General features: G+C 68.1%; 22 protein-coding genes. 11 read left to right on the top strand and 11 right to left on the bottom strand.

From position 1 onward, the window contains the following. Positions 1-272: 272 nt before the first annotated feature. Positions 273-764 carry a hypothetical protein gene (locus HLH36_RS07670; protein WP_182985826.1) on the bottom strand — a complete coding sequence of 164 codons (492 nt, stop codon included), beginning with the start codon at positions 762-764 and terminating at the stop codon, positions 273-275. Continuing rightward, positions 761-2,023, bottom strand: a complete 1,263-nt coding sequence (locus HLH36_RS07675) for an aminopeptidase (protein ID WP_182985827.1) — start codon at positions 2,021-2,023, stop codon at positions 761-763. Before HLH36_RS07675 ends, HLH36_RS07670 begins: the two co-directional genes overlap by 4 nt. Positions 2,024-2,157: 134 nt before the next feature. Here HLH36_RS07675 and HLH36_RS07680 point away from each other — a divergent pair, with 134 nt between their 5' ends. Continuing rightward, positions 2,158-2,487: a Rieske 2Fe-2S domain-containing protein gene (locus HLH36_RS07680; protein WP_338030415.1), complete on the top strand. Its 330-nt coding sequence runs from the start codon at positions 2,158-2,160 to the stop codon at positions 2,485-2,487. On the opposite strand, the gene HLH36_RS07685 is transcribed toward HLH36_RS07680, so the two are convergent. The 3 genes from HLH36_RS07685 to HLH36_RS07695 form a co-directional block, all read right to left on the bottom strand. After that, positions 2,453-2,848: a DUF4186 domain-containing protein gene (locus HLH36_RS07685; protein ID WP_182985829.1), complete on the bottom strand. Its 396-nt coding sequence runs from the start codon at positions 2,846-2,848 to the stop codon at positions 2,453-2,455. The two genes, HLH36_RS07680 and HLH36_RS07685, sit on opposite strands and share 35 nt — an antisense overlap. Beyond that, positions 2,848-4,089 (bottom strand): tyrosine--tRNA ligase, encoded by a 1,242-nt coding sequence (gene tyrS, locus HLH36_RS07690; RefSeq protein ID WP_182985830.1) that lies wholly within the window; start codon positions 4,087-4,089, stop codon positions 2,848-2,850. The genes HLH36_RS07685 and tyrS overlap by 1 nt, the downstream gene beginning before the upstream one ends. A gap of 153 nt (positions 4,090-4,242) precedes the next feature. Further along, positions 4,243-4,908 (bottom strand): alpha/beta hydrolase, encoded by a 666-nt coding sequence (locus HLH36_RS07695; RefSeq protein ID WP_182966573.1) that lies wholly within the window; start codon positions 4,906-4,908, stop codon positions 4,243-4,245. Between the two features lie 609 nt (positions 4,909-5,517). Between HLH36_RS07695 and HLH36_RS07700 the strand changes: the two genes are divergently transcribed. The 8 genes from HLH36_RS07700 to HLH36_RS07735 all read left to right on the top strand — a co-directional run bounded on the left by HLH36_RS07700 (position 5,518) and on the right by HLH36_RS07735 (position 13,457). Beyond that, the gene (locus HLH36_RS07700) at positions 5,518-6,678 is read left to right on the top strand and encodes a cysteine desulfurase family protein (RefSeq protein WP_182985831.1); all 1,161 of its coding nucleotides are present in this window, start codon (positions 5,518-5,520) and stop codon (positions 6,676-6,678) included. Beyond that, positions 6,675-7,916 carry a cysteine desulfurase family protein gene (locus tag HLH36_RS07705; RefSeq protein WP_246376565.1) on the top strand — a complete coding sequence of 414 codons (1,242 nt, stop codon included), beginning with the start codon at positions 6,675-6,677 and terminating at the stop codon, positions 7,914-7,916. The genes HLH36_RS07700 and HLH36_RS07705 overlap by 4 nt, the downstream gene beginning before the upstream one ends. Beyond that, positions 7,904-8,218 (top strand): ferredoxin family 2Fe-2S iron-sulfur cluster binding protein, encoded by a 315-nt coding sequence (locus tag HLH36_RS07710; RefSeq protein WP_182966579.1) that lies wholly within the window; start codon positions 7,904-7,906, stop codon positions 8,216-8,218. The genes HLH36_RS07705 and HLH36_RS07710 overlap by 13 nt, the downstream gene beginning before the upstream one ends. An 81-nt stretch (positions 8,219-8,299) precedes the next feature. Then, complete coding sequence (mnmA, locus tag HLH36_RS07715) at positions 8,300-9,421, top strand: tRNA 2-thiouridine(34) synthase MnmA (RefSeq protein WP_182985832.1); 1,122 nt, start codon at positions 8,300-8,302, stop codon at positions 9,419-9,421. A gap of 108 nt (positions 9,422-9,529) precedes the next feature. Beyond that, complete coding sequence (locus HLH36_RS07720) at positions 9,530-10,198, top strand: glutathione S-transferase C-terminal domain-containing protein (protein ID WP_182985833.1); 669 nt, start codon at positions 9,530-9,532, stop codon at positions 10,196-10,198. Between the two features lie 16 nt (positions 10,199-10,214). Then, complete coding sequence (locus HLH36_RS07725; protein WP_182986022.1) at positions 10,215-11,300, top strand: glycosyltransferase family 4 protein; 1,086 nt, start codon at positions 10,215-10,217, stop codon at positions 11,298-11,300. A gap of 97 nt (positions 11,301-11,397) precedes the next feature. Further along, positions 11,398-12,384, top strand: a complete 987-nt coding sequence (locus tag HLH36_RS07730; protein WP_182985834.1) for a CobW family GTP-binding protein — start codon at positions 11,398-11,400, stop codon at positions 12,382-12,384. 5 nt (positions 12,385-12,389) lie between these two features. Continuing rightward, the gene (locus HLH36_RS07735) at positions 12,390-13,457 is read left to right on the top strand and encodes a WD40 repeat domain-containing protein (protein WP_182986023.1); all 1,068 of its coding nucleotides are present in this window, start codon (positions 12,390-12,392) and stop codon (positions 13,455-13,457) included. A 37-nt stretch (positions 13,458-13,494) separates the two neighbouring features. Here HLH36_RS07735 and HLH36_RS07740 read toward each other — a convergent pair whose 3' ends face one another. The 3 genes from HLH36_RS07740 to HLH36_RS07750 form a co-directional block, all read right to left on the bottom strand. Beyond that, positions 13,495-14,862: a chloride channel protein gene (locus HLH36_RS07740; RefSeq protein ID WP_182986024.1), complete on the bottom strand. Its 1,368-nt coding sequence runs from the start codon at positions 14,860-14,862 to the stop codon at positions 13,495-13,497. A gap of 198 nt (positions 14,863-15,060) precedes the next feature. Next, on the bottom strand, positions 15,061-15,978 hold the full coding sequence (locus tag HLH36_RS07745; RefSeq protein WP_408871864.1) for a cation diffusion facilitator family transporter: 918 nt from the start codon (positions 15,976-15,978) through the stop codon (positions 15,061-15,063). Between the two features lie 19 nt (positions 15,979-15,997). After that, positions 15,998-17,005 carry a cation diffusion facilitator family transporter gene (locus HLH36_RS07750; protein ID WP_182985836.1) on the bottom strand — a complete coding sequence of 336 codons (1,008 nt, stop codon included), beginning with the start codon at positions 17,003-17,005 and terminating at the stop codon, positions 15,998-16,000. A gap of 149 nt (positions 17,006-17,154) precedes the next feature. Here HLH36_RS07750 and HLH36_RS07755 point away from each other — a divergent pair, with 149 nt between their 5' ends. Continuing rightward, positions 17,155-18,840: an NAD(P)/FAD-dependent oxidoreductase gene (locus HLH36_RS07755; RefSeq protein WP_182985837.1), complete on the top strand. Its 1,686-nt coding sequence runs from the start codon at positions 17,155-17,157 to the stop codon at positions 18,838-18,840. Positions 18,841-18,856: 16 nt separating this feature from the next. Here HLH36_RS07755 and HLH36_RS07760 read toward each other — a convergent pair whose 3' ends face one another. Together HLH36_RS07760 and HLH36_RS07765 are read right to left on the bottom strand one after the other, a co-directional pair. Next, positions 18,857-21,832, bottom strand: coding sequence for a two-component regulator propeller domain-containing protein (locus HLH36_RS07760; RefSeq protein ID WP_182985838.1), 2,976 nt, complete (start codon positions 21,830-21,832; stop codon positions 18,857-18,859). Between the two features lie 270 nt (positions 21,833-22,102). Continuing rightward, entirely contained in the window at positions 22,103-22,462 is a 360-nt protein-coding gene (locus HLH36_RS07765) for an ArsR/SmtB family transcription factor (protein WP_182985839.1), read from the bottom strand. Between the two features lie 91 nt (positions 22,463-22,553). On the opposite strand from HLH36_RS07765, the gene HLH36_RS07770 reads away from it, so the two are divergent. Further along, positions 22,554-23,648: an NADH:flavin oxidoreductase/NADH oxidase gene (locus HLH36_RS07770; RefSeq protein WP_182985840.1), complete on the top strand. Its 1,095-nt coding sequence runs from the start codon at positions 22,554-22,556 to the stop codon at positions 23,646-23,648. Positions 23,649-23,794: 146 nt separating this feature from the next. Here the strand turns inward: HLH36_RS07770 and HLH36_RS07775 are convergent, their stop codons facing one another. After that, on the bottom strand, positions 23,795-24,958 hold the full coding sequence (locus tag HLH36_RS07775) for an L-dopachrome tautomerase-related protein (RefSeq protein WP_182985841.1): 1,164 nt from the start codon (positions 24,956-24,958) through the stop codon (positions 23,795-23,797). Positions 24,959-25,128 lie beyond the last annotated feature (170 nt).

Below are 25,128 nucleotides of genomic sequence, written 5' to 3' on the forward strand. Positions count from 1 at the left end.
GTGGGGATGACCTTAGTTAAGAACGCCTCGCAATTGCAATAATAAACCGACTGTTTCATCATGCCGTCATGACGCGTGAGGACATGAAGGGTTTCCAGAAAACCTGTGGTTTTTTGAAGAAGAATCAATTTCATCAAGGGTAATGGACTTCTGTGCGTCCGGGGACGTCCATCACCGGCCGCCCCTATCACGCTTGCGTGAAAAGACGATGCCCCGGTTCCGTCATCCGAAATCGGGGCGCGCCATCCGTCCGTAAGCTTCTCAGGCTGGTGTCAGTTCATCGCCTGCAGCAGGGCGTCGGCCTCCTGCTGGTGGGCGCGCAGCAGGGCCACGTTGGCCGGGTTGGGGGTGGGGGCATGGGCACCCGCCGGCGGCGGCTGGCGGATCAGGGACTCGGTGATGCCGAACGCGCTGATCCCCAGCACGAAATCGCGGGCCGAGAAGCCGTGGGCCGACAGGATCTGGGACAGGCCCGGAACGGCGGCGGTCTGGTCGATGGTCTGGGCCAGCGACAGGGTCTGGGCATTCGGCGGGTTGATGCCGGCGGCCTGGATGGCGCGGAGAGTCGCCGTCATGCGCGGCAGGAAATCGGCGGGCAGCGGATATTGCACGGCCGTCTGCACGTCGCGCTGGAAGGCCGCGACCTCGGCCGGCGAGGGCTGGCGTGCCTGCTGGGCGGGCTGAGGCTGCGGCTGCTGGGCGAGTGCTGCGGCAGGCAGGGCGGCGGCCAGGACGGCCGCTAGGATCGTCAGTCGTGTCGTCATACTCTGTTGACCCATTCACCGTGTTTCATCAGGGGTTCGCGGGCGCCATCCTGGGTGATGGCGGTCACGTCGATTTCGGCCGAGCCGATCATCCAGTCGATATGGATGAAGCTGGTATTGGCACCTCGGGCCTCGAGCTGTTCCGGCGTCTGGCCCTCGGTCTCCACCATGCATTTCGTGTAGGCCTGCCCCAGCGCGATGTGGCTGGAGGCGTTCTCGTCGAACAGCGTGTTGCGGAACAGCACCCCGCTCTGCGAGATCGGCGAGGAATGCGGCACCAGCGCGACCTCGCCGAGGCGGCGGGCGCCGTCGTCGGTGGCCAGGATACGTTCCAGCACCGCCTGGCCCTGGGTGGCATGGGCCTCGGTGATGCGGCTGCCTTCGAAGCGCACCGCGATGCCGTCGATCAGCGTCCCCTGGTGGAACAGGGGCTTGGTGGCGCGGACGAAGCCCTCGACCCGCCGCGCATGCGGGGTGGTGAAGACTTCCTCGGTCGGGATGTTGGGATTGCACACGATGCCGTTGCGCGCGGGTTCCGACCCGCCGGCCCAGGCATGGCCGTCGGCGAGGCCCACCGTCAGGTCGGTGCCGGGGCCGGTGAAGTGCAGCGCCGCGAAGCGCCGGTCGTTCAGCCAGTCGGCGCGCCGGTGCAGGGTTTCGTTATGGGCGCTCCAGGCCGCCACCGGGTCGTCGACCGTGACGCGCGAGGCCTGGAAGATCGCGCTCCACAAAAGCTCCAGCGCCCGTTCCGGCGTCTCGTCCGGGAAGACCTGCGCCGCCCAGGCAGGGGTGGCGCAGGCGACGATGTTCCAGTTCACGGCGAAACTGGTGATCAGTTCCATCGCCGGGCGGCCGGCCAGCGACGCGGCCTTGTTGGCGCGCGCGACATGGTCGGGATTTTCCTGGCTCAGCAGCACGGGATTGCCGCCGGTAATGGCCATGCGCGCCGCACCCTGGCGATAGGCATTGGCCATGCCGTCATGCAGCCAGTTCGGCGCGATGTCGAATGCCGCGTCGGGCGCATGATGGAAGCGCGCCAGCGTGACCGCGTCGTCCGTATAGAACGGGGTCACGAGCGACGCGCCGGCCCGATAGGCATGTTCGGCGATCTTGCGTACCAGCGGCACGGCGTCGAGCGGCGCCGTGATCAGCACCTGCTGGCCCGGCGCGACGTTCAGCCCGATGCGAACCGCGACTTCGCCCAGCCGGTCCAGAAGCCTGTCATGGGACAACCCGTCAGGGGACGATGAGGATGTCATTGAAACCGGATATCCTGCTCATAGTGATCCGCGAACCCTAGCCTGATCGCTCCGGACCGGATAGGCAACCGCCCCGGAAGGATCGGAGCGGGACACAAATGGACGAGGATTGCGGCCGAAGCATGGAGGGCTGGGTGCTTCTGTGCGAAATGGAGGCGGCCCGCGGGGGCCCGCACCGGGTGGTTCTGGACGGCACGGGGCTGGTGGCGTGGCTGGCGGCGGACGGCAGGCCGCGCGTGTTCGCCGATCGCTGCCCCCATCGCGATGCAAGGCTGTCGGCTGGATATGTCGAGGATGGGCGCCTGATCTGCCCGTTCCATCTCTGGGCCTTCGACGAATCGGGCCATTATGTCGGCCCCGATGGCGTGGCCGACCCGGAATGCGCGGTGGCGCGCTATCCCGCCCGCGCGCAGGATGGCGGGATCTGGGTCAGGGACGTTCCCGCTCCAGCCACGTCCGGATGACCGTCAGGACGTAGGCGCGGCCGGTCGAATCCAGTGCCTGCCCCTTGGCGAATCCATGCCATTTCTCCAGGCAGCCTCGGCAGCAGGTGGCGGTGGCGTGCTGGGCTACGAAGACCGGGTGGCCGCGCCAGGGCGTCTGGCGGCCGTCGCGCGCGGGTTTGGCCGGGGCGAGGCGGCGGGCGATGAAATCCGCCGCATGTTCCATGATCGTGGGCAGGCCCCTATCGTCCAGATAGGCGCGATCCTTCGCATCCAGATGGAAGCGCGCGCGGAAGGCCGAGCGGGCCAGCGCCTGCCACAGCGCGTCGGGAATGGGCGGGGGCGGGCTGTCGTCGGCCCCTGTGTCCCCCGGCCCGGTCATCAGGCCGGCCGCACCAGCAGATGATGCTTGCGCCCCGATGACAGCTTGATCGCGCCGTCCACCAGGTCCGCCGGGGTGACCATGAGGGATTCGTCCTGAATTGCGACATCGTTGATTCGCGCGCCGCCGCCACGGATCAGGCGCCGTGCCTCGCCATTGCTGGCGGCCATGCCGCTTTCGGCGAACAGGCGGAAGGCGGGGATGCCGGCGGCCAGCAGGTCGGCCGGGATCGTCGTCGCGGGCAGGGCGGCGGGGGATTCGCCGTCCTCGAACGTGCGGCGCGCGGTTTCGGCGGCTTCCTCGGCGGCGGCCCGGCCATGGCACAGGGCGGTGACCTCGGTCGCCAGGATCTTCTTGGCTTCGTTGATCTCGGCACCGCCCAGCGCGGCCAGGCGGTCGCACTCTTCCAGCGGCAGGTCGGTGAACAGGCGCAGGAAGCGGCCGACATCGGCATCTTCCACATTGCGCCAGAACTGCCAGTATTCGAACACCGGCAGCCGCGCCGCCGACAGCCAGACCGCGCCGCGCGCCGACTTGCCCATCTTGGCGCCCGAGGCGGTGGTGAGCAGCGGCGTCGTCAGGCCGAACACCTGCTTCTGGTCGGTGCGGCGGACCAGGTCGATGCCCGAGACGATGTTCCCCCACTGGTCGGAGCCGCCCATCTGCAGCGTCACGCCCATCGTGCGGTTCAGTTCGCGGAAATCGTAGGATTGCAGGATGGAGTAGTTGAACTCCAGGAAGGTCAGCCCCTGTTCGCGCTCCAGGCGCGAGCGCACCGAATCGAAGGCCAGCATGCGGTTGACCGAGAAATGCACCCCGACATCGCGCAGCAGGTCGATATAGGACAGCCGGTCCAGCCAGTCCGCATTGTTCGCCAGCCGGGTGCCGGTGTCGCCTTCGAAGGTCAGGAACTGGCGCAGGCAGCCTTCGATCCCGCGCAGGTTGGCGGCGATCGTCTCGCCGGTCATCAACTGGCGGGCTTCCTCACGGAAGGAGGGGTCACCGATCCGCGCGGTGCCGCCGCCCATCAGGGCCACCGGCCTGTGCCCGTGCTTCTGCAACAGGCGCAGCATCATGATCTGGATCAGGCTGCCGACATGCAGGCTGTCGGCCGTGGGGTCGAAGCCGATATAGCCGGCCACCGGGCCGGCCATGAGGGCGGCGTCCAGTCCATCGATGTCGGTGCACTGGAAGATGAAGCCGCGGGCCTCGGCTTCCTGGAGGAATTCGCTTTTCGGCATGGTCGGGTCACTCTGGTCTCGTGGCGGCCCGGCCGGATGAAAGGGTGCCGGACAGGGAGCGGCGATGCTCTAGCATGCCCGCCCGGCGACATGAACCCGTCGTGAACCTGCCGGTGCGCCGGGCACTACGCCCGGCGCACCGGCAATTGAGGATCAGTCGGCGGCCAGGGCCAGCGCGCCGCGCGTCATGATGGTGCCCACATGGTCTTCCAGGGCTTCGGCCACCTGGTCGGCATGGTTGGCGAAGACATGGTCGGCGCCGGCGAAGATGCGATAATCCACCGAAACGCCCTTCTGGGTGTTCAGCTTGTCGACCAGCTTGCGGATGGCGGGTTCGGGAACCAGCTCGTCGGAATCGCCGGCAATCATCAGCCCGCCGCAGGGACAGGGGGCGAGGAAGCCGAAATCGTAATGGTTGGCCGGAGGGGCCACGCTGATCCATCCGGTGATTTCCGGCCGGCGCATCAGAAGCTGCATGCCGACGAAGGCGCCGAACGAATAGCCGGCGATCCACAGCCCGCCGGCGTTCGGGTTGACCATCTGCATCCAGTCCAGCGCCGCAGCGGCGTCCGAAATTTCGCCGATGCCGCCGTCATAGCGCCCCTGCGAACGGCCGACCCCACGCGAATTATATCGCATGACCGAGAAACCCATCTTCTCGAACGAGCGATACATCGCATAGGTGATGCGATTGTTCATGGTGCCGCCATGCAGCGGGTGCGGATGAAGGACCAGGGCGAGCGGCGCATTCGGCTCGCTTGAATGGTGATAACGTCCCTCAAGGCGGCCGTCGGGGCCGGCGAACATGACCTCAGGCATTCGTATCCCGCAATATGCTTCCCGCGCTCCCAGGCATGGCGTCGGGATCGTTACTGTGGCGGCCGGTGGACGACGATGCCCCGTCGCCTGCCGGCGGATATGATAAGGGCGGCTGAACTTCGCCCTGGACAGATGGGCGCGCGGCCCTTGCGATTCACGCTTGCTTCCTGGTCATACCGACAGCGCCGATCCGATCGGACGGGAGCACGCCGACATTGCATCATCGTTAGAGTGACGCAACGCGGGGGCAGCGCGAAATGCCGGTTTGTCAGGCGTGGATTGCATTTCCGGCAGTCATGGACCCCTTGGAGGGCCAGCTTCCGGCAGGCCGGTTGACTTCCTCCCTGGTGTGGCCATAGTCCAACATCCCTTCATTGCATCAGGGCGGCAGCCACCGTCCATGACATCCGCGCGGACGCTGCTGTTCGCCCGGCATTGACAATACTCATCGCGCTTTCGGCGGTTCATGGGCCGACCGCCTTGCTGTGGGGATGTATATAGCGATCCGGAATCACCAATTGCCACATAATTCGTGTTTACACTGGCAGGCGGGCGCCGCGACCGTCCGGTCGCGGGACAGGCGGGCAGCGGGGGCGGGGAGAAAGCGGCATGGATCGTGACGGGATCTATCGTGACTGGATCTATTTCGATGCCAACGCCACGGAGCCGGCACGGCCGGCGGCGCTGGAGGCCCTGGCGCGCGCGGCTGCGGCGACCGGCAATCCGTCATCGGTGCATCGGGCGGGACGGCAGGCCCGCGCGGTGCTCGAATCGGCGCGGGAGCGGCTGGCGGCCCTGTTCGGCGCCGGGGCCGGCAATTGCGTCATGACCTCCGGCGGGACGGAGGCCAATCTGCTGGCCGTCGCCGGATTGGGCGCCGGGCGGCGCGTGCTGGCCTCTGCCGTGGAGCATGACGCGGTGCGCGCGGCCGCCACGGCGGAGAGCATTGCGGTCGATGGTGACGGTGTCGTCCGGCTGGATGTGATGGAGCGGATGCTGGCCGAGGGGGATGGCCGGCCGGCGCTGGTCTGCCTGATGCTGGCGAATAACGAGGTCGGGACGATCCAGCCGGTGGCCGAGGCCGCGCGGATCTGCCGCCTGCATGGCGCGCTGCTGCATGTCGATGCCGTGCAGGCGGCGGGGCGGATCGCGGTCGATCTGCGCGCCCTGGGGGCCGACAGCATGGCGGTGTCGGGGCACAAATTCGGCGGGGTGAAGGGGGCGGGGGCGCTGCTGCTGGCCGGCGAGGCGACGCGGACGCTGCCGCCGGTCATGGCGGGCGGCGGGCAGGAAATGGGCCGGCGCGGCGGTACGCCCGCCCTGCCGGCGATTGCCGCGATGGCCGAGGCGGCGCGTGAAGCTGTTGGGGCATTGCCGGCCGAAGGTGCCGCATCGGCGATGGCGGGCTGGCGCGATGCGATTGACGAAGCGGCGGTGGCGGTGGGGGCTGTGGTCTGCGGTGGCGCGGCGCGGCGCCTGCCCAATACCACCTGTCTGGCACTGCCGGGGCGGGCTGCCCAGACCCAGCTTATTGCGCTGGACCTCGCGGGGTTCGGCGTGTCCGCCGGGTCGGCCTGTTCGTCGGGCAAGGTCGCGCGGTCGCATGTGCTGGAGGCGATGGGGCTGGGGCCGTTGGCGGGCGAGGCGATCCGGGTCTCGCTGCCCTGGACGGCGCGGGAGGAAGAGGTGATGCGGTTCATCGATGCCTATCGCACGATGGCGACGCGGCTGCCCGCGCGTCGCGCGACGCTGGAGGAGGCCGGGGCATGACACGGGATCTCTCTGACGCGGATATGCGTCCGCTCTATCTGGACTATCAGGCCACGACGCCTTGCGACCCGGCGGTGGTGGCGGCGATGATGCCATGGTTCGCCGAGGAATTCGGCAATCCGCACAGCGTGGACCACGCGATGGGCCGGCAGGCGCGCGATGCGGTCGAGGTGGCGCGGGCGGAGGTCGCGGCGCTGCTCGGGGCCGATGTGCGGGAAATCGTGTTCACCTCCGGCGCCACCGAGGCCAACAACATCGCCATCAAGGGCGCGGTGCGCCATCTGGCGGCGCGGGGCGATACCAGGCGGCGCGTCATCACCGTGGCGACCGAGCATAAATGCGTGCTGGAATCGGTGCGTGACCTGGCGGCGGAAGGGTTCGAGCCGGTGATCCTGCCGGTTAGGGCCGATGGACGGCTGGACCCGGCGGTGCTGCGCGCGGCGCTGGCGGTGCCGACCTTGCTGGTCAGCATCATGGCGGCGAACAACGAGACCGGCGTGTTGCACGACATGGCCGCCCTGGTGCCGGAGGTGCGTGCGGCGGGCGCGCTGCTGCATAGCGACCTGGCCCAGGCGGCGGGCAAGGTGGCGGTGGATGTGCGGGCGATGGATCTCGACCTGGCATCGGTCTCCGCGCACAAATTATATGGGCCGAAGGGCGTGGGGGCACTGTATGTCCGCCGGCGGCCGCGCGTGCGGCTGGCGCCGCTGTTCTCGGGCGGCGGGCAGGAGCGGGGACTGCGCTCCGGCACGCTGGCGACGCCGTTGCTGGTCGGGTTCGGTGTCGCCTGCCGCATCGCACGGGAGGTGCGGGTGGAAGAGGCGCGGCGGATGGCGGCGCTGCGCGACGGTTTTCTGGACCGCATGATGGCGGCCATCCCGGGCCTTGCGGTCAACGGCTCCATGACGCATCGGCTGCCGGCCAACCTCAACCTGCGTCTCCCCGACGTGCGGGCGCTGGACGTGATCGCGCGGGCACCAGACCTGTGCGTCTCGACCGGATCGGCCTGTTCTTCGGCCGAACTGGTACCCTCCTATGTGCTGAGCGCGATGGGGCTGGATGCGGGCGCGGCCGCGCGGAGCTTGCGTCTGGCAGTGGGACGCTATACCTCAGCCGCCGATATGGATCGCGCGGCGGCGATCCTGTGCCGGGCGGTGGCGGATGCGCGCGCGGCGGGGAACGCCGCCGCGCGCGCCGCTGATGATGACACGGCCAGGATAGCAGAATGCCGCATATGATTTTCATCGAGCATGACGGAACCCGTCGCGAGGTCGACGCCCCGGTCGGCCTGTCGGTGCTTGAGATCGCCCACAAGCATGGCGTCGATCTGGAAGGCGCGTGCGAGGGATCGCTGGCCTGCGCCACCTGCCATGTCGTGGTCGACCCCGAATGGGCGCCGAAGCTGGCCGAGCCGACCGAGGACGAGGAAGACATGCTGGATCTGGCCTTCGGGCTGGAAAAGACCTCGCGCCTGGGCTGCCAGATCGTGATGACCGACGCGTTGGATGGGCTGGTCGTGCGTCTCCCTCGCACAGCCTGAGTGTCGGCCCGGAAACGCGCGCTGGTGGCGATCCGACGCGCGTTTCCGGGGCCGACACGTGATACCAGAGGGGTATGATTGATGCGGATCATGGTCGCTATGTCGGGCGGCGTGGACAGCAGCGTGGTTGCCGCGCGCCTGGTGGCCGAGGGCCATGAGGTGGTGGGCGCGACGTTGCAGCTCTATGATTCGCGGGCCAGCGCGCGCAAGGGCGCGTGCTGTGCGGGGCGCGACATCCATGACGCGCGTCGCGTGGCCGACAGGCTGGGCATTCCGCACTATGTGATCGACGCCGAAAGCCGGTTCCGCGAGAGCGTGATCGAGACCTTCGCCGATGCCTATGCCGGGGGCGAGACGCCGGTGCCCTGCGTGGCCTGCAACCAGGGCGTGAAGTTTACCGACCTGCTGGGCATGGCGCGCGATCTGGGGGTGGATGCGATGGCGACCGGCCATTATGTCCGCCGGATCGAAGGGGCGGAGGGGCCGGAACTGCATCGCCCGGTCGATGCCTCCCGCGACCAGTCCTGGTTCCTGTTCGCGACCACGCGTGAACAACTGGATTTTCTGCGCTTTCCGCTGGGCGACATGCCGGACAAGGCGGCTGTGCGGGCCGAGGCCGAGCGGTTCGGGCTGGAGGTGGCGTCCAAGCCCGACAGCCAGGATCTGTGCTTCGTCTCCGACGGGTCTTATGCCGAAATCGTCGAGAAGCTGCGGCCCGAGATGGCGGGCAGCGGCGAGATTGTGGACGAGGCCGGCCGGGTGGTCGGCCGGCATGATGGCGTGACCCGCTTTACGGTCGGGCAGAGCCGCCGGCTGGGCAATGCCGCGATGCGTGACGGCGAGCGCCAGATGGTGGTCGGGATCGAGCCGGCGGCGCGCCGTGTGGTGATCGGGCCCCGCGCGGGCGGGGCCGTGCATGATCTGTCGTTGCGCAACATGAACTGGCTGATCGCCCCGCCTGAGGGTGAACTGCGCTGCATGGTGCAGATCCGCGCGCGGGAAGCGGTGCGGGCGGCGACCGTGCGGCGGACGGCGGATGGTGCCAGCGTGACGCTGGACGAGCCGGCGATGCCGGCGCCGGGGCAGGCCTGCGTGCTGTATGATGGCAGCCGGGTGCTTGGTGGCGGGTTTATCCGGCGGCGGGACCCCGCAGTGGCTCAAGCATCTTCTTTTTCTGAAGAAAAAGAAGCAAAAAGACTTTGATTCGTTAGGGGTATCGTATGCCCCAGGCACAAGGCTGCTGAACGGATCAGAAGTTTTTTGGTTCTTTTTTCAAAAAAGAACGATCTTTCGCGCGAAAGGGGACGCACCGTGGCTGACGGCAAACTGTATATCGGCACCAGGCGATATTCGTCCTGGTCGCTGCGGGGCTGGCTGGTGGTGCATCTGGCCGGACTGGATGTCGAGGATGTGGTGATTCCTCTTGCCGGGGGTGGTGGCACGACGGCGATCAAGGCTGTGTCGCCCAACGGGATGGTGCCTTATCTGGAGCATCGCGGCGCGCTTGTGTGGGAAAGCCTGGCGATCGGCGAATATTGCGCCGAGATCGCGCCCGCCCTGTGGCCGGCGGACCGGCTGGCGCGGGCGCATGCGCGCAGCATCGCCGCCGAGATGCATGCCGGCTTCCGGCCGCTGCGCATCGCCCTGCCGATGAATCTGGGCCGCCATGGGCGCGCGCTTGCGGGTGGACTGGCCGAGGATGTGAAGGCCGACGTGGCGCGGATCGATGCGCTGCTGTCGGAAACCCGTGCGGCCTATGGCCAGGGTGGCCCGTATCTGTTCGGTGCCGATCTGACGGTGGCGGATGCGATGTTCGCGCCGGTGATCGCCCGCTTCCTGTCCTATGACGTGAAATTGTCGCCTGTGGTGGCCGATTACGCGGTGCTCCTGCGGGCGCATCCGCTGATGGCGCGCTGGTATGAGGACGCGGCCGGCGAACCGGAAGCGTGGCATCTGGAGCGGTACGAAACCCTCGCCTGACCGGTCGGCGATGCCCATGGCGCCCGTCCTGACCGTGCTGCCGCCGCGTGAGCGGTTTGCGCCGGGGCATGCGGGTGCGATCAGCCTGCTGGTCCATCGGCTGGCGGCGCCCGGCGATATCGTGGTCGGCCAGCCGGTCGAGGCGCCCTTCGCCGATGTGGCATTCCAGGCGGTGCATCCCGCACGATGGGCGCTTTGGCCCCGTAGCGCGGCGGGTCGTTATGCGGTCGCGGTGGCGAAAATCGTGCGTGAAGTGCGGCCCGCGCTGGTCGAAATCCATAACCGGCCCGATATCGCCCTGGCACTGGCACGGCGCTTTCCCGGCCTGCCGATGACTTTGACGCTGCATAACGATCCGCGGGCGATGCGGGGCGCGGCATCGCCGGCCCAGCGGGCGGCGCTGGTGGGGCGCATGAAGGTGATCGCGGTATCGGACTGGGTACGCCGATGTTTTGCCGAGGGGCTGGACGGCGCAGTGGCGGCGGTGATGCCGAACTGCATCGACATGGCGTCCCTGCCGCCGCCCGTACCGGCGGCGGCGCGTGACCGGACGATCCTGTTTGTCGGCCGGGTGGTGGCGGACAAGGGGGCCGACGCGTTTGTCGCTGCCTGCGGTGCGCTGCTGCCGCATCTGCCGGGCTGGCGGGCACGCATGATCGGGGCCGATCGTTTCGGCGGGGATTCGCCCGAGACGCCGTTTCTCCGGGCGCTGCGGCCTGCCGCGCGAGCGGCTGGTGTGGAGATGGTGGGCTATCGGCCGCATGAGCAGGTGCTGGCCGCGATGGCGCGGGCCGCGATCGTCGTGGTGCCCAGCCGCTGGCCCGAACCGTTCGGCCTGACGGCGCTGGAGGCGATGGCCTGCGGCGCCGCGCTGGTCGCCTCGCCCGTTGGCGGGCTGCGGGAGGTCGTGGGCGATGCCGCGATCCTGGCGCGTCCGGACCCGGTGACGGAACTGGCGGCGGCGATCGGCGAACTCGCCGCCTCGCCGGAGCGGCGCGCCGCGCTGTCGGACGCGGGGCGGGCACGGGCGGCGTCGTTCGATTGCGCGGCCACGCGTGCCGGATTGGGCGATCTGCGCCGGGCCGTCATTGCAGCCCGTTGACGAGGCGGAGGCTTCCCTCACGCGGGGGGGGGGATGGGATGGCGGCGCCGGGACGCCTATATGCTGGGACGACTATCGACGATGGACAGGAGACGACATGTCTGAGACCCAAGCGGCGACCGGCGACGGGCTGGTGCCGGTCACGGTGCTGACCGGCTTTCTCGGTGCCGGCAAGACGACGCTGCTCAATCATATCCTGACGGCCGAACACGGGCGGAAATACGCCGTTGTGATCAATGAGTTCGGTGAGTTGGGCGTGGACAACGACCTCGTGGTGGATGCCGACGAGGAAGTGTTCGAGATGAACAATGGCTGCATCTGCTGCACCGTGCGGGGCGACCTGATCCGCATCCTGGGCAGCCTGATGAAGCGGCGCACGAAGTTCGACGGCATCATCGTCGAGACCACCGGCCTGGCCGATCCGGCCCCGGTGGCGCAGACTTTCTTCGTCGACGAGGATGTGCGGGGCAAGACGCGGCTGGATGCGGTGGTGACCGTGGTCGATGCGCTGAACGTGGTGCAGACCCTGGAAGAGAGCCCCGAGGCGGTGAACCAGATCGCCTTCGCCGACGTGATCATCCTCAACAAGACCGATCTGGCGGACGAGGCGACGCTGGAGTCCATCGAGGCCCGCATCCGCACCATCAACCCGGTGGCGCGCCTGCATCGTGCCCAGCGCGGCAATGTGGCGCTGGCCGAGGTGCTGGACCAGGGCGGGTTCGACCTGGCGCGGGCGCTGGAACACGCGCCGCATTTCCTGGAGGATACCAGCCATTCGCATGAGGAGAATGTGAGTTCGGTCTCGTACGTGGTGGAAGAGCCGCTGGATGCCGCGAAGTTCCAGGCCTGGATCGGCGCGGTGCTGCAGGAGCAGGGGCCGGATATCCTGCGGGCCAAGGGTATCATGAACTATGAGGGCGAGGACCGGCGCTTTGCCTTCCAGGCCGTGCACATGATGGCCGATGGCGGTTTCATCGGGCCGTGGAAAGAGGGCGAGAAGAAGGAATCCCGCCTGGTGATGATCGGCCGCAACCTCAACCGCCCGCGCCTGCGTCGCGGTTTTGAAAGCTGCCGCGCGCGATGACGGGGATGAGGACCGAGAGCGGGGCTCCGACCGGCCTGCTCGAACGACGGGGTGCCACGCGCACGATCGATGGCCATGTCATCGCCTGTGTGGCGTCGCGCGACAGCAACCAGTTCGCCTTCGCGACCGCCGAGGGCGATGTGGTGCTGGCGGCCCGCGACGATTTTGGTGATGCGGCGGCGTGGCAGGTGCAGACGGTGCATGATGGCGCGATCCTGTGCCTGGCGCCCGATGCCGCGCCGACCGGCTTCCTGACCGGCGGCGACGATTCCACGCTGCGCCGGATCGGCGCGGACGGTGCGGTGACCGACCTGGTGCGCGGCCGCCGGTGGATCGAGCATGTCACGACCTGGATCGACGCGAAGAGCACCCCGAAATCGGGTGTGATCGCCTTTGCCTCCGGCAAGCAGGTGGAACTGCGCGATGCCGCCGGCGCGACGACGCTGAAGGTGCTGGAGCATCCGTCCACCGTCAGCGGCGTGGTATTCGACGCCAAGGGCAAGCGGGTGGCGGCGTCGCACTATAATGGGGCGTCGGTATGGTTCGTGCAGGCCAAGGTCGACACGCCCCGGCGGCTGGACTGGAAGGGCAGCCATACCGGCATCGCCATCCATCCCGGCGGCGACGCGCTGGTGACCAGCATGCAGGAGAACGAACTGCATGGCTGGCGGCTGGCCGACGGACACAATATGCGCATGAGCGGCTATCCGGCGAAGGTGCAGTCCATGGCCTTCTCGCGCACCGGCAAATGGCTGGTGACCGGCGGGGCGGACAGCGTGGTGATGTGGCCGTTCTTCGGCGGCGGCCCGATGGGCAAGGCGCCCGTGGAACTGGCCGGGATGCCCGGCGTGATCTGCCGGCGGGTGGCGTGCCATCCGGTGCATGAGATCGTGGCGGCCGGCTTTGCCGACGGCACCATCCTGCTGGAGGACGCGGCGGCGCAGAAGGTCCTGCCGGTGCGTGGTGCCGGTGGCGGTGCGATCTCGGCGCTGGCCTTCAGCCCCGACGGCACCGGCCTGGCATTCGGGACCGAGGATGGAGCGATCGGGATCGTGGACCTGGCGGCGCGGTAGGCGTCGCCCATCGGGGCCTGAATGGGCCCCGGTCCGATTACGCGCGCTCGGACGCGGCCGGGGCGGGCAGGGCGCCGCTGCCGGAGCCGGAGGGCTCGGCCGGCGGCGGCGCATGTTCGACCACCGAGAGGAATTTCTCGGCCAGCGCGCTGTAGAGCGAGCGGGAGCAGATCATGCGCGAGACGCCGTAGGCGAGGAACGAGGTCGCCAGCAGCGCCAGCGTCACCTGCTGGTTGTCCGACATTTCCATCACGATCACGCTGGCCGTCAGCGGTGCCTGCACCACGGCCGAGAAATAGGCCACGGTGCCCAGCAGCACCACCGCGCCCGGCGTGGTGTGCGGCAGGAACTGCGCCACCCAGCCGCCGATCCCCGCTCCGATGGCGAGCGAGGGCGCGAACAGCCCGCCCGGAATGCCGGAGCAGTAGGACACGATGGTGGCGATGTATTTGAGGATGAAGAACGAGGCCGGGTAGTTGGTCTGCCCGGCGATGATCTCGCGCGCCTGAAGATAGCCCGTGCCATAGGTAATGCCGCCCGAAGCCAGGCCCAGAATGGCCAGCACCAGCCCGCAGCACGCGGCGAAGGCGATCGGCCGGTGCACCACGAACCGGCCCAGAACGCCCGGCAGGCCATATTGCGAGGTCCGGATCAGGATCGCCGAGAATACGCCGCCGCTGATGCCGCCCAGGATACCGCAGGTCAGTACCGCGATCCAACTGATGCCGATCGGCACCACGACGTCGGTATGGCCGAAATAGGTATAGTTGCCGACCAGCGCGATGGCGGTGACGCCCGACAGGATCACACCCGTCAGCATCGTGCCGCTGGTGCGCTGTTCGAAGGAATGGCTGAGTTCCTCGATCGCGAACACGATCCCGCCCAGCGGCGTGTTGAAGGCAGCCGATACGCCCGAGGCGCCGCCCGCCAGGATCAGCCCGCGACGGACGCTGACGGTGGACAGGTTCAGCCGCCGGCCGAAGGCATGCATGATGGCCGCGCCGACCTGCACCGTCGGGCCCTCGCGCCCGATCGAGGCGCCGGCCAGCAGGCCCAGCGTCGTCAGCATGATCTTGCCGAAGGCGATGCGCAGCGACAGCAGCCGGTCGACGATGGTGAAATTTTCCAGGTGCAGGGCGGCGATCGTCTGGGGAATGCCCGAGCCCTGGGCGCCCCGGAACCATGTCCGTGTCAGCCAGGTCGACAGTGCCAGTCCGGCCGGCGTGAGTGCCAGCATGATCCACGGGTCCCAGGCGATCAGCCGGGTGCGCAGCGCGGCGGCCGTGTCGGCGGCGGAGGCAAAGCCGACCGCGACCACGCCCACGAGGACCGCCGCCGTCCAGTAGACGATCTTGCGGCGCCATTGCGCCGTCGTAACCCGGGCGGAACGGCGCAGATGTCGCATATGGCGGATGCGCAGTTCAGTCAGGTCGGTCTTCATCGTCTTGTGTCCGGGACAATGGCGCCCCGGGCCGGCGGCCGGGGGGCGATTACGATATGTACCCGCCCTTTACTCCGTAAGGACCCGGCATTGCCACAGGAACCGCTCACTTATCCCCGACCGGCTGCGGATGCTGGGTTGTCCCTGAAACAACGGAACTTTTTAGACAGTTTCTTCAAAGGCATAAGGTGGGATCGCGATCCCGCAATGCTTGGCCTTGCGGTCCGGTTCGACGTGGATGTGAATCAGCGCATCGCCGATGCGGGCCCGCAGCGCGGCCTCGATCCGGTCGCAGATCTCGTGCGCGGCACTGACGCTCATGGCGCCGGGGACGACGAGGTGGAATTCCACGAAGGCCATGGCGCCGACGATGCGGGCGCGCAGATCGTGCGCCTCGATCGCGCCGTGCCCGCTGGCGGCGATGACCTGGCGGATCGCCTCCAGCGTGTCCGGATCGGGGGCCTCGTCCATCAGGGCCGCGATGGATTCGCGCATCATGCCCCAGCCCACCCGCAGCACGTTGAGCGCGATCAGGCCCGCCAGCAGGGGGTCGATCCACGGCCAGCCGGTCAGCGGGATCAGGATGAAGCCGCCTACCAGCCCGATGGTGGTCCAGACATCGGACATCACATGCTGGCCGGCCGCGACCAGGGTAGGCGAGCGCTTGGTCCGCCCGGCGCGCAACAGCGTCAGCGCCCAGGCCAGGTTCAGCACGCCGGCCGAGCCGTTGAGCGCGATGCCGGACAGGGGCGCGGTGGGCAGGCTGGGATGCTGCCAGTCGATCCAGGCCTCGCGGCCGATGGCCAGCGCGGTCATCAGCACCAGCACGCCCTCGGCCACGGCCGAGAGATATTCGGCCTTGTAATGGCCGTAGGTATGGTTCTCGTCCGGCGGCAGGCTGGCGATATGCAACGCCCACAGGCCGGTCAGGGCCGCGACGACGTTGATGATTGTCTCGATCGCGTCGGAATAGAGCGCGACGGAGTCGGTAACGCGCCAGGCCGCATATTTCAGGCCCAGCGCGGCGATGCTGACGCCCAGGCTGGTCCAGGCCAGCGCGGTCTTGTTGATGTCGGGCATCCTGATCGCGGCCATCGGGTCAGGGCACGCTGGCGTCGGCCAGCACGCAGCGCGCGGCATAGGAAAGGGTTTCGATCTGGAAGGTCGGGTGGCCGATGCCGAAGCGGGTCCGCAGTGCCTCGGTCGCATCGCCCAGCAGCATGTCGTCCGCCGGGGTGGCGCGAACCAGATGGACGGTCAGCGCGGTCTCGGTGGTGCTGATCGGCCAGATGTGCAGGTCGTGCAGGTCCTGCACGCCGGGCAGGGTGCGCAGATAGGCCTCCACCCCCGCGCGGTCGATCGTGCGGGGCACGCGGTCCAGCGCCATGTCCAGCGAATCGCGCAGCAGCGACCATGTGCTGGCGACGATGGCGCAGGACAGGACCAGGCCCATGATCGGGTCCAGCCGGGCCCAGCCGGTATAGAAGATGATCCCCCCCGCGATCACCACCCCGGCGGACATGACCGTATCGGCCAGCATGTGCAGGAAGGCGCCGCGAATGTTCAGGTCGCCGCCGCCCCGCGCGAACAGCAGGGTCGTGGCGCCATTGACCAGGATGCCCAGTCCGGCCACGGCCATGACCGTGCCGCCCGGCACAGGGGCGGGTGCGATCAGGCGCAGGACCGATTCCCAGACGATGCCGCCCGTGATCAGGAGCAGCGCCACGGCATTGCCCAGGGCGGCCAGGATGGAGGACCGGCGCAGCCCGTAGGTGAATTCTGCGCTGGGCGCGCGCTTCGACAGCGTGTGCGCCAGCCACGCCGCGCCAAGTGCCATCACGTCGGACAGGTTGTGCCCGGCATCGGCCAGCAGGGCCAGCGCGTGGGATGTGACGCCCCAGGTGGCCTCGGCGATCACATAGACCAGATTGAGCCCGATTCCCCAGGCAAAGGCGGCACCGAACGATGCCGGCGCATGGACATGTCCGTGCCCGTGATGTCCATGATGGTCATGGTCATGGTCATGGTCATGGTCATGGCCGCAGCCATGCGCCGTGTTCTGCCCTTCATGCCCATGCGCGGATGAGGGATCGTGCGAATGGGCCATGAATGCGGGGTCTCCTCGAATGGCGGCTCTCTGTATCAGAAGCATCGCGCCGGGGGCCAGTCCCGCGTTCTTTCGTCATGGCGGGCGGTCGTGATAAGGCACGGCGCGTGAACAGTCCCGTACCCCCGCACACGGATGCCTCGCCCCGCATGATCCGATTGACCGAAATCAGGCTTCCCCTCGACCACCCGCCCGAGGCTCTGGTGGCAGATATCGTGCGCCGGCTGGACATCGCGCAGGACGACCTGCTGGCGCATACGGTCTTCCGGCGCGGCTATGACGCGCGGCGGCGCGGTGCGATCATGCTGGTCTATACGGTCGATTGCACGGTACGGGACGAGGATGCCGTGCTGGCGCGGCTGGCCGGCACGCCGCATGTCGGCCCGGCGCCCGACACCGATTATCATTTCGTGATGCGCGACGGCGCGGCGTTTGCGGACCGGCCGGGCTATCGGCGCCCGGTCGTGATCGGGGCCGGGCCATGCGGCCTGCTGGCGGGGCTGCTGCTGGCGCAGATGGGGCTGCGGCCGCTGATCCTGGAACGGGGCAAGGTGGTGCGCGAGCGCACTGTCGACACCTTCGCCCTGTGGCGCAAATCGGTACTGACGCCCGAGAGCAACGTGCAGTTCGGCGAGGGCGGGGCGGGCACGTTCTCGGACGGCAAGCTGTACAGCCAGGTCAGCGATCCGCGCCATTACGGGCGCAAGGTACTGCATGAATTCGTCAAGGCGGGCGCGCCGGAAGAGATCCTGTACCTCTCCAAGCCGCATATCGGCACCTTCCGCCTGGTCTCGATGGTCGAGCATATCCGGGCCGAGATCGAGGCGCTGGGCGGCAGCTACCGGTTCGATACCCGGGTCGAGGATATCGTGCTGGCGACCGATGCCGACGGCATGCGGCGGGTGGCGGGGCTGCGCCTGGCGGATGGCGAGGAGATCGCGGCCGATCACGTCGTGCTGGCGGTCGGCCACAGCGCGCGCGACACGTTCACGATGCTGCATGCGCATGGCGTGGCCATGGAGGCCAAGCCCTTTTCCATCGGCGTGCGGATCGAGCATCCGCAATCGGTCATCGACGCGGCGCGCTTCGGCCCGCAGGCGGGCAATCCGCTGCTGGGGGCGGCGGATTACCGCCTGGTGCATCATGCCACCAACGGGCGGGCGGTCTATTCCTTCTGCATGTGCCCCGGCGGTACAGTGGTGGCCGCGACCTCGGAGGAAGGACGCGTGGTCACCAACGGCATGAGCCAGTATTCGCGGGCCGAGCGGAACGCCAATGCCGGCATCGTGGTCGGCGTGACGCCCGAGGCCGATTATCCCGGCGGCCCGCTGGCGGGCATCGCCTTCCAGCGCCATTGGGAGCGGCAGGCCTTTCTGGCGGGCGGCGGCGATTATCGCGCGCCCGCGCAGCGTGTGGGCGATTTCCTCGCCGGCCGGCCTTCCACCCATCTGGGCGCGGTCGAGCCCAGCTACCGGCCCGGCGTGACGCCGACCGACCTGTCGGCCTGCCTGCCGGATTTCGTGGTGCTGGCGATGCGTGAGGCGCTGGCGGCATTCGGCCGGGAGCTGAATGGTTTCGACATGGCGGACGCGGTGCTGACGGGGGTGGAGACGCGTACATCCTCCCCGCTGCGAATCCCGCGTGGTCCCGATGGGCAGTGCACCAATGTCGCCGGCCTGTATCCGGCGGGCGAGGGCGCGGGCTATGCCGGCGGCATCCTGTCGGCGGCGATCGACGGCATCCGCGTGGCCGAAGCGGTGGCCCTGACCATGGCGGGCCGGCCCGTGGACGGGCTGATCCGCCAGACCATGACCCGGAGCGCGCAGGCGCAATAGGCCGTACGGATCGGCGTCAGTCTTCCACACAGACCCTGTCGCGGCCGGTGTTCTTGGCCCGGTACAGCGCGGCATCCGCTCGTTGGAGCAGCAGTGCGGCGCTGGGCTCGCCCGGGTGGGAACTGACTAGCCCGGCGCTGAAGGTCACGCGCAGGGCGAGCGCGCCGCCCCAGTCCTTTTTCTCATGGAAGGCAGTGCGCAGGCGCTCGCAGGCGGCTTCGGCGTCCCGCAACGTGGTCATCGGCATCAGGAGCGCGAATTCCTCGCCCCCGATGCGGGCCACGATGTCGGGTGCGCGCGTGCTGGCCCGCAGCACATCGGCGATTCCCTGCAGCACCTCGTCGCCCGTGGCGTGGGAATGGCGGTCGTTGATCTGCTTGAAATGGTCGGCGTCGATCAGGGCCAGGCAGAAATCGGGCTGGCCGGCCATGATCCCCTCCAGCGCCGCGGCAAGCTGTTCGTTGAAGGCCCGGCGGTTCGGCAGCCCGGTCAGCGGGTCTTCCCGGGCCTGGCGCGTTGCCAGATCGGCCTGCTGGCGCAGGCGTTCGAGCAGGCGGGTCTTGTCGCGGTCGGCGGTCTGCAGCCGTTCGGCCGTCCGCGTCAGTTCTCCCGTCCGTTCCGCGATGATGCGCGACAGGAAACGCGCCTGACGCCGATAGTAATAGGCGATGCCGAGATACAGCGCGGCCAGCAGCACGCCCAAGGTCGCAAGGGCGCCGATCCACACGTCCCGACGCTGCCACCATCTGGGATCGACCACGATGGGCACGTCCATGTCGCGGGTGGACCATGCGCCGCCGGGATGGGCGGCGGAGACGCGCAGCGTATAGGACCCCGGCGGCAGGCCCATCAGGCGGATGCTGCGCGTGTTGCCCTGAAGGCTCCAGGATGGGTCCATGCCTTCGATCATGGTGCGGTAGACGATCCGGTCCGGCAGCAGATAGCTCAATGCCGCATAGCGCACCGTCAGGCCGTGACCCGCCGGAATGTGAACGGGCGCGCCGCCCGACGGCGCGGGAAGCGGATTGCCGTCGAGATCGAGCGAGCCGAGCGCCACCGGCGGCGGGGGCGGGCGCGTGACGAACATATGGACCTGGGCCGGATCGGCATGCGCGACGCCGGCGGCGGTGGCGATCCAGATCGTGCCGTCCTGGCGCAGGATCGCCGAAGGGGCCGAACTGCCGCTCGCCTGGCTGCTGAGCAGGCCGTCGGCCTCGTCGAAATGCAGGAATGACACGCGTGTCGCCCTGCCGTCGGCCACGGCCTCGATATCGGGCAGGGCCACGCGCATGATGCCCCGATTGCTGGTCAGCCAGACATGGTCCTGCCGGTCGGGCAGCATGGCGAAGATCGAATCGACGGGCAGGCCCTGTTCGCGCGCGACCTGCACGATCGTCCCCGCCCGGTCGCGGTACAGGCCCCGGTCGCTGACGAACCATATCTCGTGACCGACCGGCGTGAAGCCGAAGATCGTGTGCGCCCCTTGCTGGCCATGGAAACGGATCGACCGGATGGAGGCGCCGTGCACATGGCGCACACCATCCAGCGTGCCGATCCACAGCTCGCCGTCCTGTGCCCTCAGCGCCGTGATCAGGCCATGCGGCGCACCCGGCATGTCGAACGGGCGGAGCGTGCCGTCGCCAAGGCTGAAGACGCCATGCTGGGTCCCGATCCAGACCGTGCCGTCCGCGGCGACGCTGATCGCCCGGATATTGCCGGCCGGCAATCCTTCCATGGTGCCGAAATGGCGGCACGATCCATCCGGCAGGCGTTCGTACAGCCCCTGGGAATACGTACCGATCCACATATGGCCGTCCTTGCCTTCGGCAAGGCTGAGAACGGCCGGATGGTGGTCGTGTTCGGTGGACAGGGGCACGGCACCGATCGTGCCGTCCGGCCCCTCGCGCGACAGGCCGATATCCGTGCCGATCCATAGCCGGCCGTCGTGATCTTCCAGCACTGTGCGGGTGAAATCGTCGGGTAGGCCATCCTGCCGGGTGAGGGTGCTGAACAGGCCTTCGCGCAGGCGATACAGGCCGCCGTTCGAACCGATCCAGAGACTGCCCTCGGTATCTTCCATCAGGCTGAGGATTCGGCCGGAAGACGGTTCCGTGTGGTCGTGCAGGCGTTCGATACCCGAGGAGGAAAGCCTGAACAGCCCGTGATCCTCGGTGCCCACCCAGAGCGCGCCGTGCCGGTCCTGCACCAGGGCCGTGATGCGCCCGATGTCGTGCAGGTCGTATTGCAGGATGGCCCCTGCTTCGCTGATCCGGAAGATCCGGCTGCCCGCGACGATCCAGAACCGGCCATCCGGCCCGCGATAGGGCCATGCCAGCCCGGGCGGCAAATGCCAGTCGGCCGGTGCGGCGTGGACCTTTCCCCCCGCGTCCTGGACGACCACGCCGTCATATGTGCCCAGCCAGAGCGCGCCGGTGCTGTCGAACGCCATCCGGCGATAAACGTTCAGCATCGGCGATTTCGGGGGCGGCCGGACATAGCGGAAGGCGCCGTCCGCCGTCATGCTGCCCAGGCCGTTGCCCTCATAGAGCATCCACAGCCGGCCGGTCTGGTCGGTCTGCAGGGACTGGACGATGATCGAGGGGGCGTTCGCGGGATGCGGCCACAGACGCCAGCCTCCGTCGGCCGACCGCCGGCCGATATTGCCGCGGGAATCGCTGAACCACAGGGTGCCCGCCGGGTCGGTGACGATCGTCCCGATCCCGTTATCGAGCAGGGGAACGCGGCTGCCGCGATCATAGACGGTGAACTCTATGCCGTCATAGGAGGCCAGCCCTTCCCATGTCGCGAACCACAGGCGTCCATCGGGCGTCTGCGCGATGTCGCGGATCGAATTCTGGGGCAGGCCGTCCCGCGTGGTCCAGTGATCGATGACGTAGTTGGCCAGCGGGGGTGGAGGGAGGCCCGCCCGGGCCGGAAGCGGCAGGCTGACGATGCCGCACAGCAGGACGATCAGCACATGCCACGGCGCCACGCTTCCGGTGGAAGGCGAAAGGGGGGCGATGTGCCTCCGAGGCCCTGACGGTGGCATCGGGGAGGGCTTGCCGGAATCCATCGGCGTCAGCTCAGGACGCCGTTCACGATACGCATCGGGATTCAGGCTCCGCGTCCGACGAGATCCAGGATCTGCACTAAGCGCATGGCACAGATGTTCCATCATTGGGAGATGCGTCAAGACCACATCGCGCGGGCGCGTTCGCATTCCCGTCCGGTCGCCATGTCGATGGGTGATGGCGCCGTGTTTTCAGGCGGGCGTGAGCCTGCGCGGGTGATCCCCGGCGGCAGATTGGCCGGTCTCGCCCAGGATCGCGGCCATCAGGCCGGGGAAGCGCCGGTCCAGCATATCGCGGCGCAGGCTGTTCATATGTTCCACGCCCTGGCTGGTCGTGTGCAGCACGCCCGCGGCACGCAGGATGCGGAAATGGTGCGACATGCTCGATTTCGGACGGCCGAAGCTCAGGTCGCCGCAATTCATGGGGACGGCGCTGGCGGCCAGGGCGCGGACGATCCGCAGCCGGTAAGGGTCGGACAGCGCGTGGAAGATCGCCTCCAGGGATAATGTCCCCTCATCCGGATGAGAAAAGCCGCTTTCGTCTCTTGCCATGGCGCCAACTCTACCCGAGATTTCATTTGTTCGATAAGAATGGAACTAATCCTTCCCCCGCGGGGAAGGGCGGAAGGACAGGGAACACGGCATGGCTCATCTCTTTACGCCATACACGCTGGGCGACGTGACGCTGCGCAACAGGATCGCCGTTTCGCCCATGTGCCAGTATATGGCCCATGACGGCGTGGTGAACGACTGGCATCATGGACATCTGGGCGCGCTGGCCCGGGGCGGTGCGGGGCTGGTGGTGGTCGAGGCCGCCGCCGTCTCGCCCGAGGGCCGGATCACGCCCGGCGATGTCGGCATCTGGCGCGACGATCAGGCCGAGGCCCTGGCGCCGATCGCACGCGCGATCACCGCGGCCGGATCGGTGCCCGGTATCCAGATCGCCCATGCAGGGCGCAAGGCCAGTGCCAATCGGCCATGGGAAGGCGACGACCATCTGCCGCCCGGCGATCCGTGCGCGTGGCAGCCGATCGCGCCATCGGCCGTGGCCTTCGGCGCAAACCTGCCGCGCCAGCCGCGCGAGATGTCGATCGGGGACATTGAGCGGGTGCGGCAGGATTTCGTATCGGCTGCCATCCGCGCGCGTGAGGCCGGGTTCAAATGGCTGATGCTGCATTTCGCGCATGGGTATCTGGCGCAGAGTTTCTTTTCTCCCTTCGCCAATCAACGGACGGACGCCTATGGCGGTTCCGCCGAAAATCGGGCGCGCTTCCTGGTCGAAACCCTGCGCGCGGTGCGCGCGGTATGGCCGGAAGCCCTGCCGCTGTCGGTCCGGCTGGGCGTCGTCGAATTCGCGGGCGATGATGCCGCGATGCTGGCCGAGGCGCTGACCATGCTGCGCGTGATGAAGGAGGACGGGCTGGGCTTCGTGGATGTGTCGATCGGCTTCAATACGCCGATGGCGCAGATTCCGTGGGGGCCCGGTTTCCTGGGCGCGATCGCGGGGCAGGTCCGGCGCGAGACGGGTCTGCCGACGGCGACAAGCTGGAATGCCGCCAGTGCGCCGCAACTTGCCGACGCGATGGTGCGTCAGGGCGAGGTGGATCTGGTCATGGTCGGGCGCCCGCTGCTGGCCGATCCGCACTGGCCCTATGCGGCCGCGAAGGCGCTGGGCCGTGACGACGCGGCGTCGGTGCTGCCGCCGCCCTATGCGCACTGGCTTGCCCGCTACCGCTGAGAGAGGGGGTTCAAGGCATCGATGCCCGGCATCTTCGGGGCACCGGTGCCCATGGCTGGAGAACATTCCCGTGCCGGTGATGCGCGCCACGGAAAACCTGGAGACGGCGCTGCGTCTTCGCCCGCGCGCATTTCCGGTCAGGCTCCTCAGGTCTGGTCTTCCCGGATCGGGGGCGTGATCGGTGCGCGCACCAGCAGATAGGGCGGCTGGCGCAGATCCGTGCCGCCATTGAAGCCCGCAAGGCGGTTCCATTGGCCCAACGTGCAATAGACATGCGTACGGGTGGCGAAAATACCGTCCGGCCAGACGATGCGCGGGTCCCGGACCACGATCTCGATCGTGCCGTCCGGTATCCAGCGCATGATCGCATCATGCTCGCTCGCCGTCAGATAGATCCGGCCCTGGGCATCGGTGGCCAGCCCATCGGTCATGACTTTCTCGCCATGGTCGGTGATGCCGGCCGCAAGCTGTTCCTCGGTCGCGTCGAAATTCGACAGCAGCGCCGTGGGGATACTGTAGAGCCGGCGGCTGGTCAGCGGCGAATAATAGAGCAGCGAACTATCCGGGCTGAGCGTGATGCTGTCCACGCCGCCGATCGGGAAGGTCGGATGCTTGGGGTCGTAGCGCAGCGGGCGCCCTTCCAGGACGGTCAGGAACCCTTTCTCGGCGTGGATCGACGGATGATCGGCGAGGACCCGCCGCTGGCGGCCGGTGGCGATATCGACCACGACCAGCGCCGGCGAGGTGCCGAACGAGGAATCCGCCACATAGGCGGTGCCGCGTGCGCCATGGGTCAGGTCGACGCGCAGATCGTTCATGTGGCTGTCGGGCCGCATGGCGGGGGGATTCAGCACCACGCTGGCGATCGGCCGGTCGGTCGCGGGATCGATGCCGATGATCTTCGCCGCACCCGGTGCGATGGGGCGGCCGACGATCTTGCCGTCATCGATGGCCCAGAGCCGGCCACGGCTGTCCGTCGTCATGCCGTGGATCGAGATCAGCCTGCGGTCCGGCGCGGCGGATGAGGGCAGGCTGAGTGCCGCGTCGGGGTATGGGACCAGCACGTCGCCCTTCAGTTCGGCCAGGGTCGCCTTGCCGTGGTTTTCGGCATGGCGCGGAAAGCCGATGAAAATGCGGTTATCGGGCGTGACGGCGATCCCGGACGGTCCGGGACCATAGAATTCGGCAACGACTTCCAGCGATCCGGTGGGGGCCGTATCGCCCGATACCGTGCCGGCGCGTGCGGAGGCGGCCAGGACGGGCAGAAGGGTGGCGCCAGCGGCGGCGGCGAAAAGGTCGCGACGATTCAATGGAAATCTCTCCCGTGTGCGGGTTCAGGGCGGCTGGTGTCGGCGTGCCTCCTGACCTCATGCGGAAAATGCCGATCCGGTCGGCAGGCCATGCTTCACCAGACCGAAGGTGGTTGCAACTTTCGATGTCGAATATATTCTCGCCAGTCGCAACCCTTTGATCGTTGTCG

This window comes from Gluconacetobacter aggeris (assembly GCF_014174395.1).
GTDB lineage: Bacteria > Pseudomonadota > Alphaproteobacteria > Acetobacterales > Acetobacteraceae > Gluconacetobacter > Gluconacetobacter aggeris.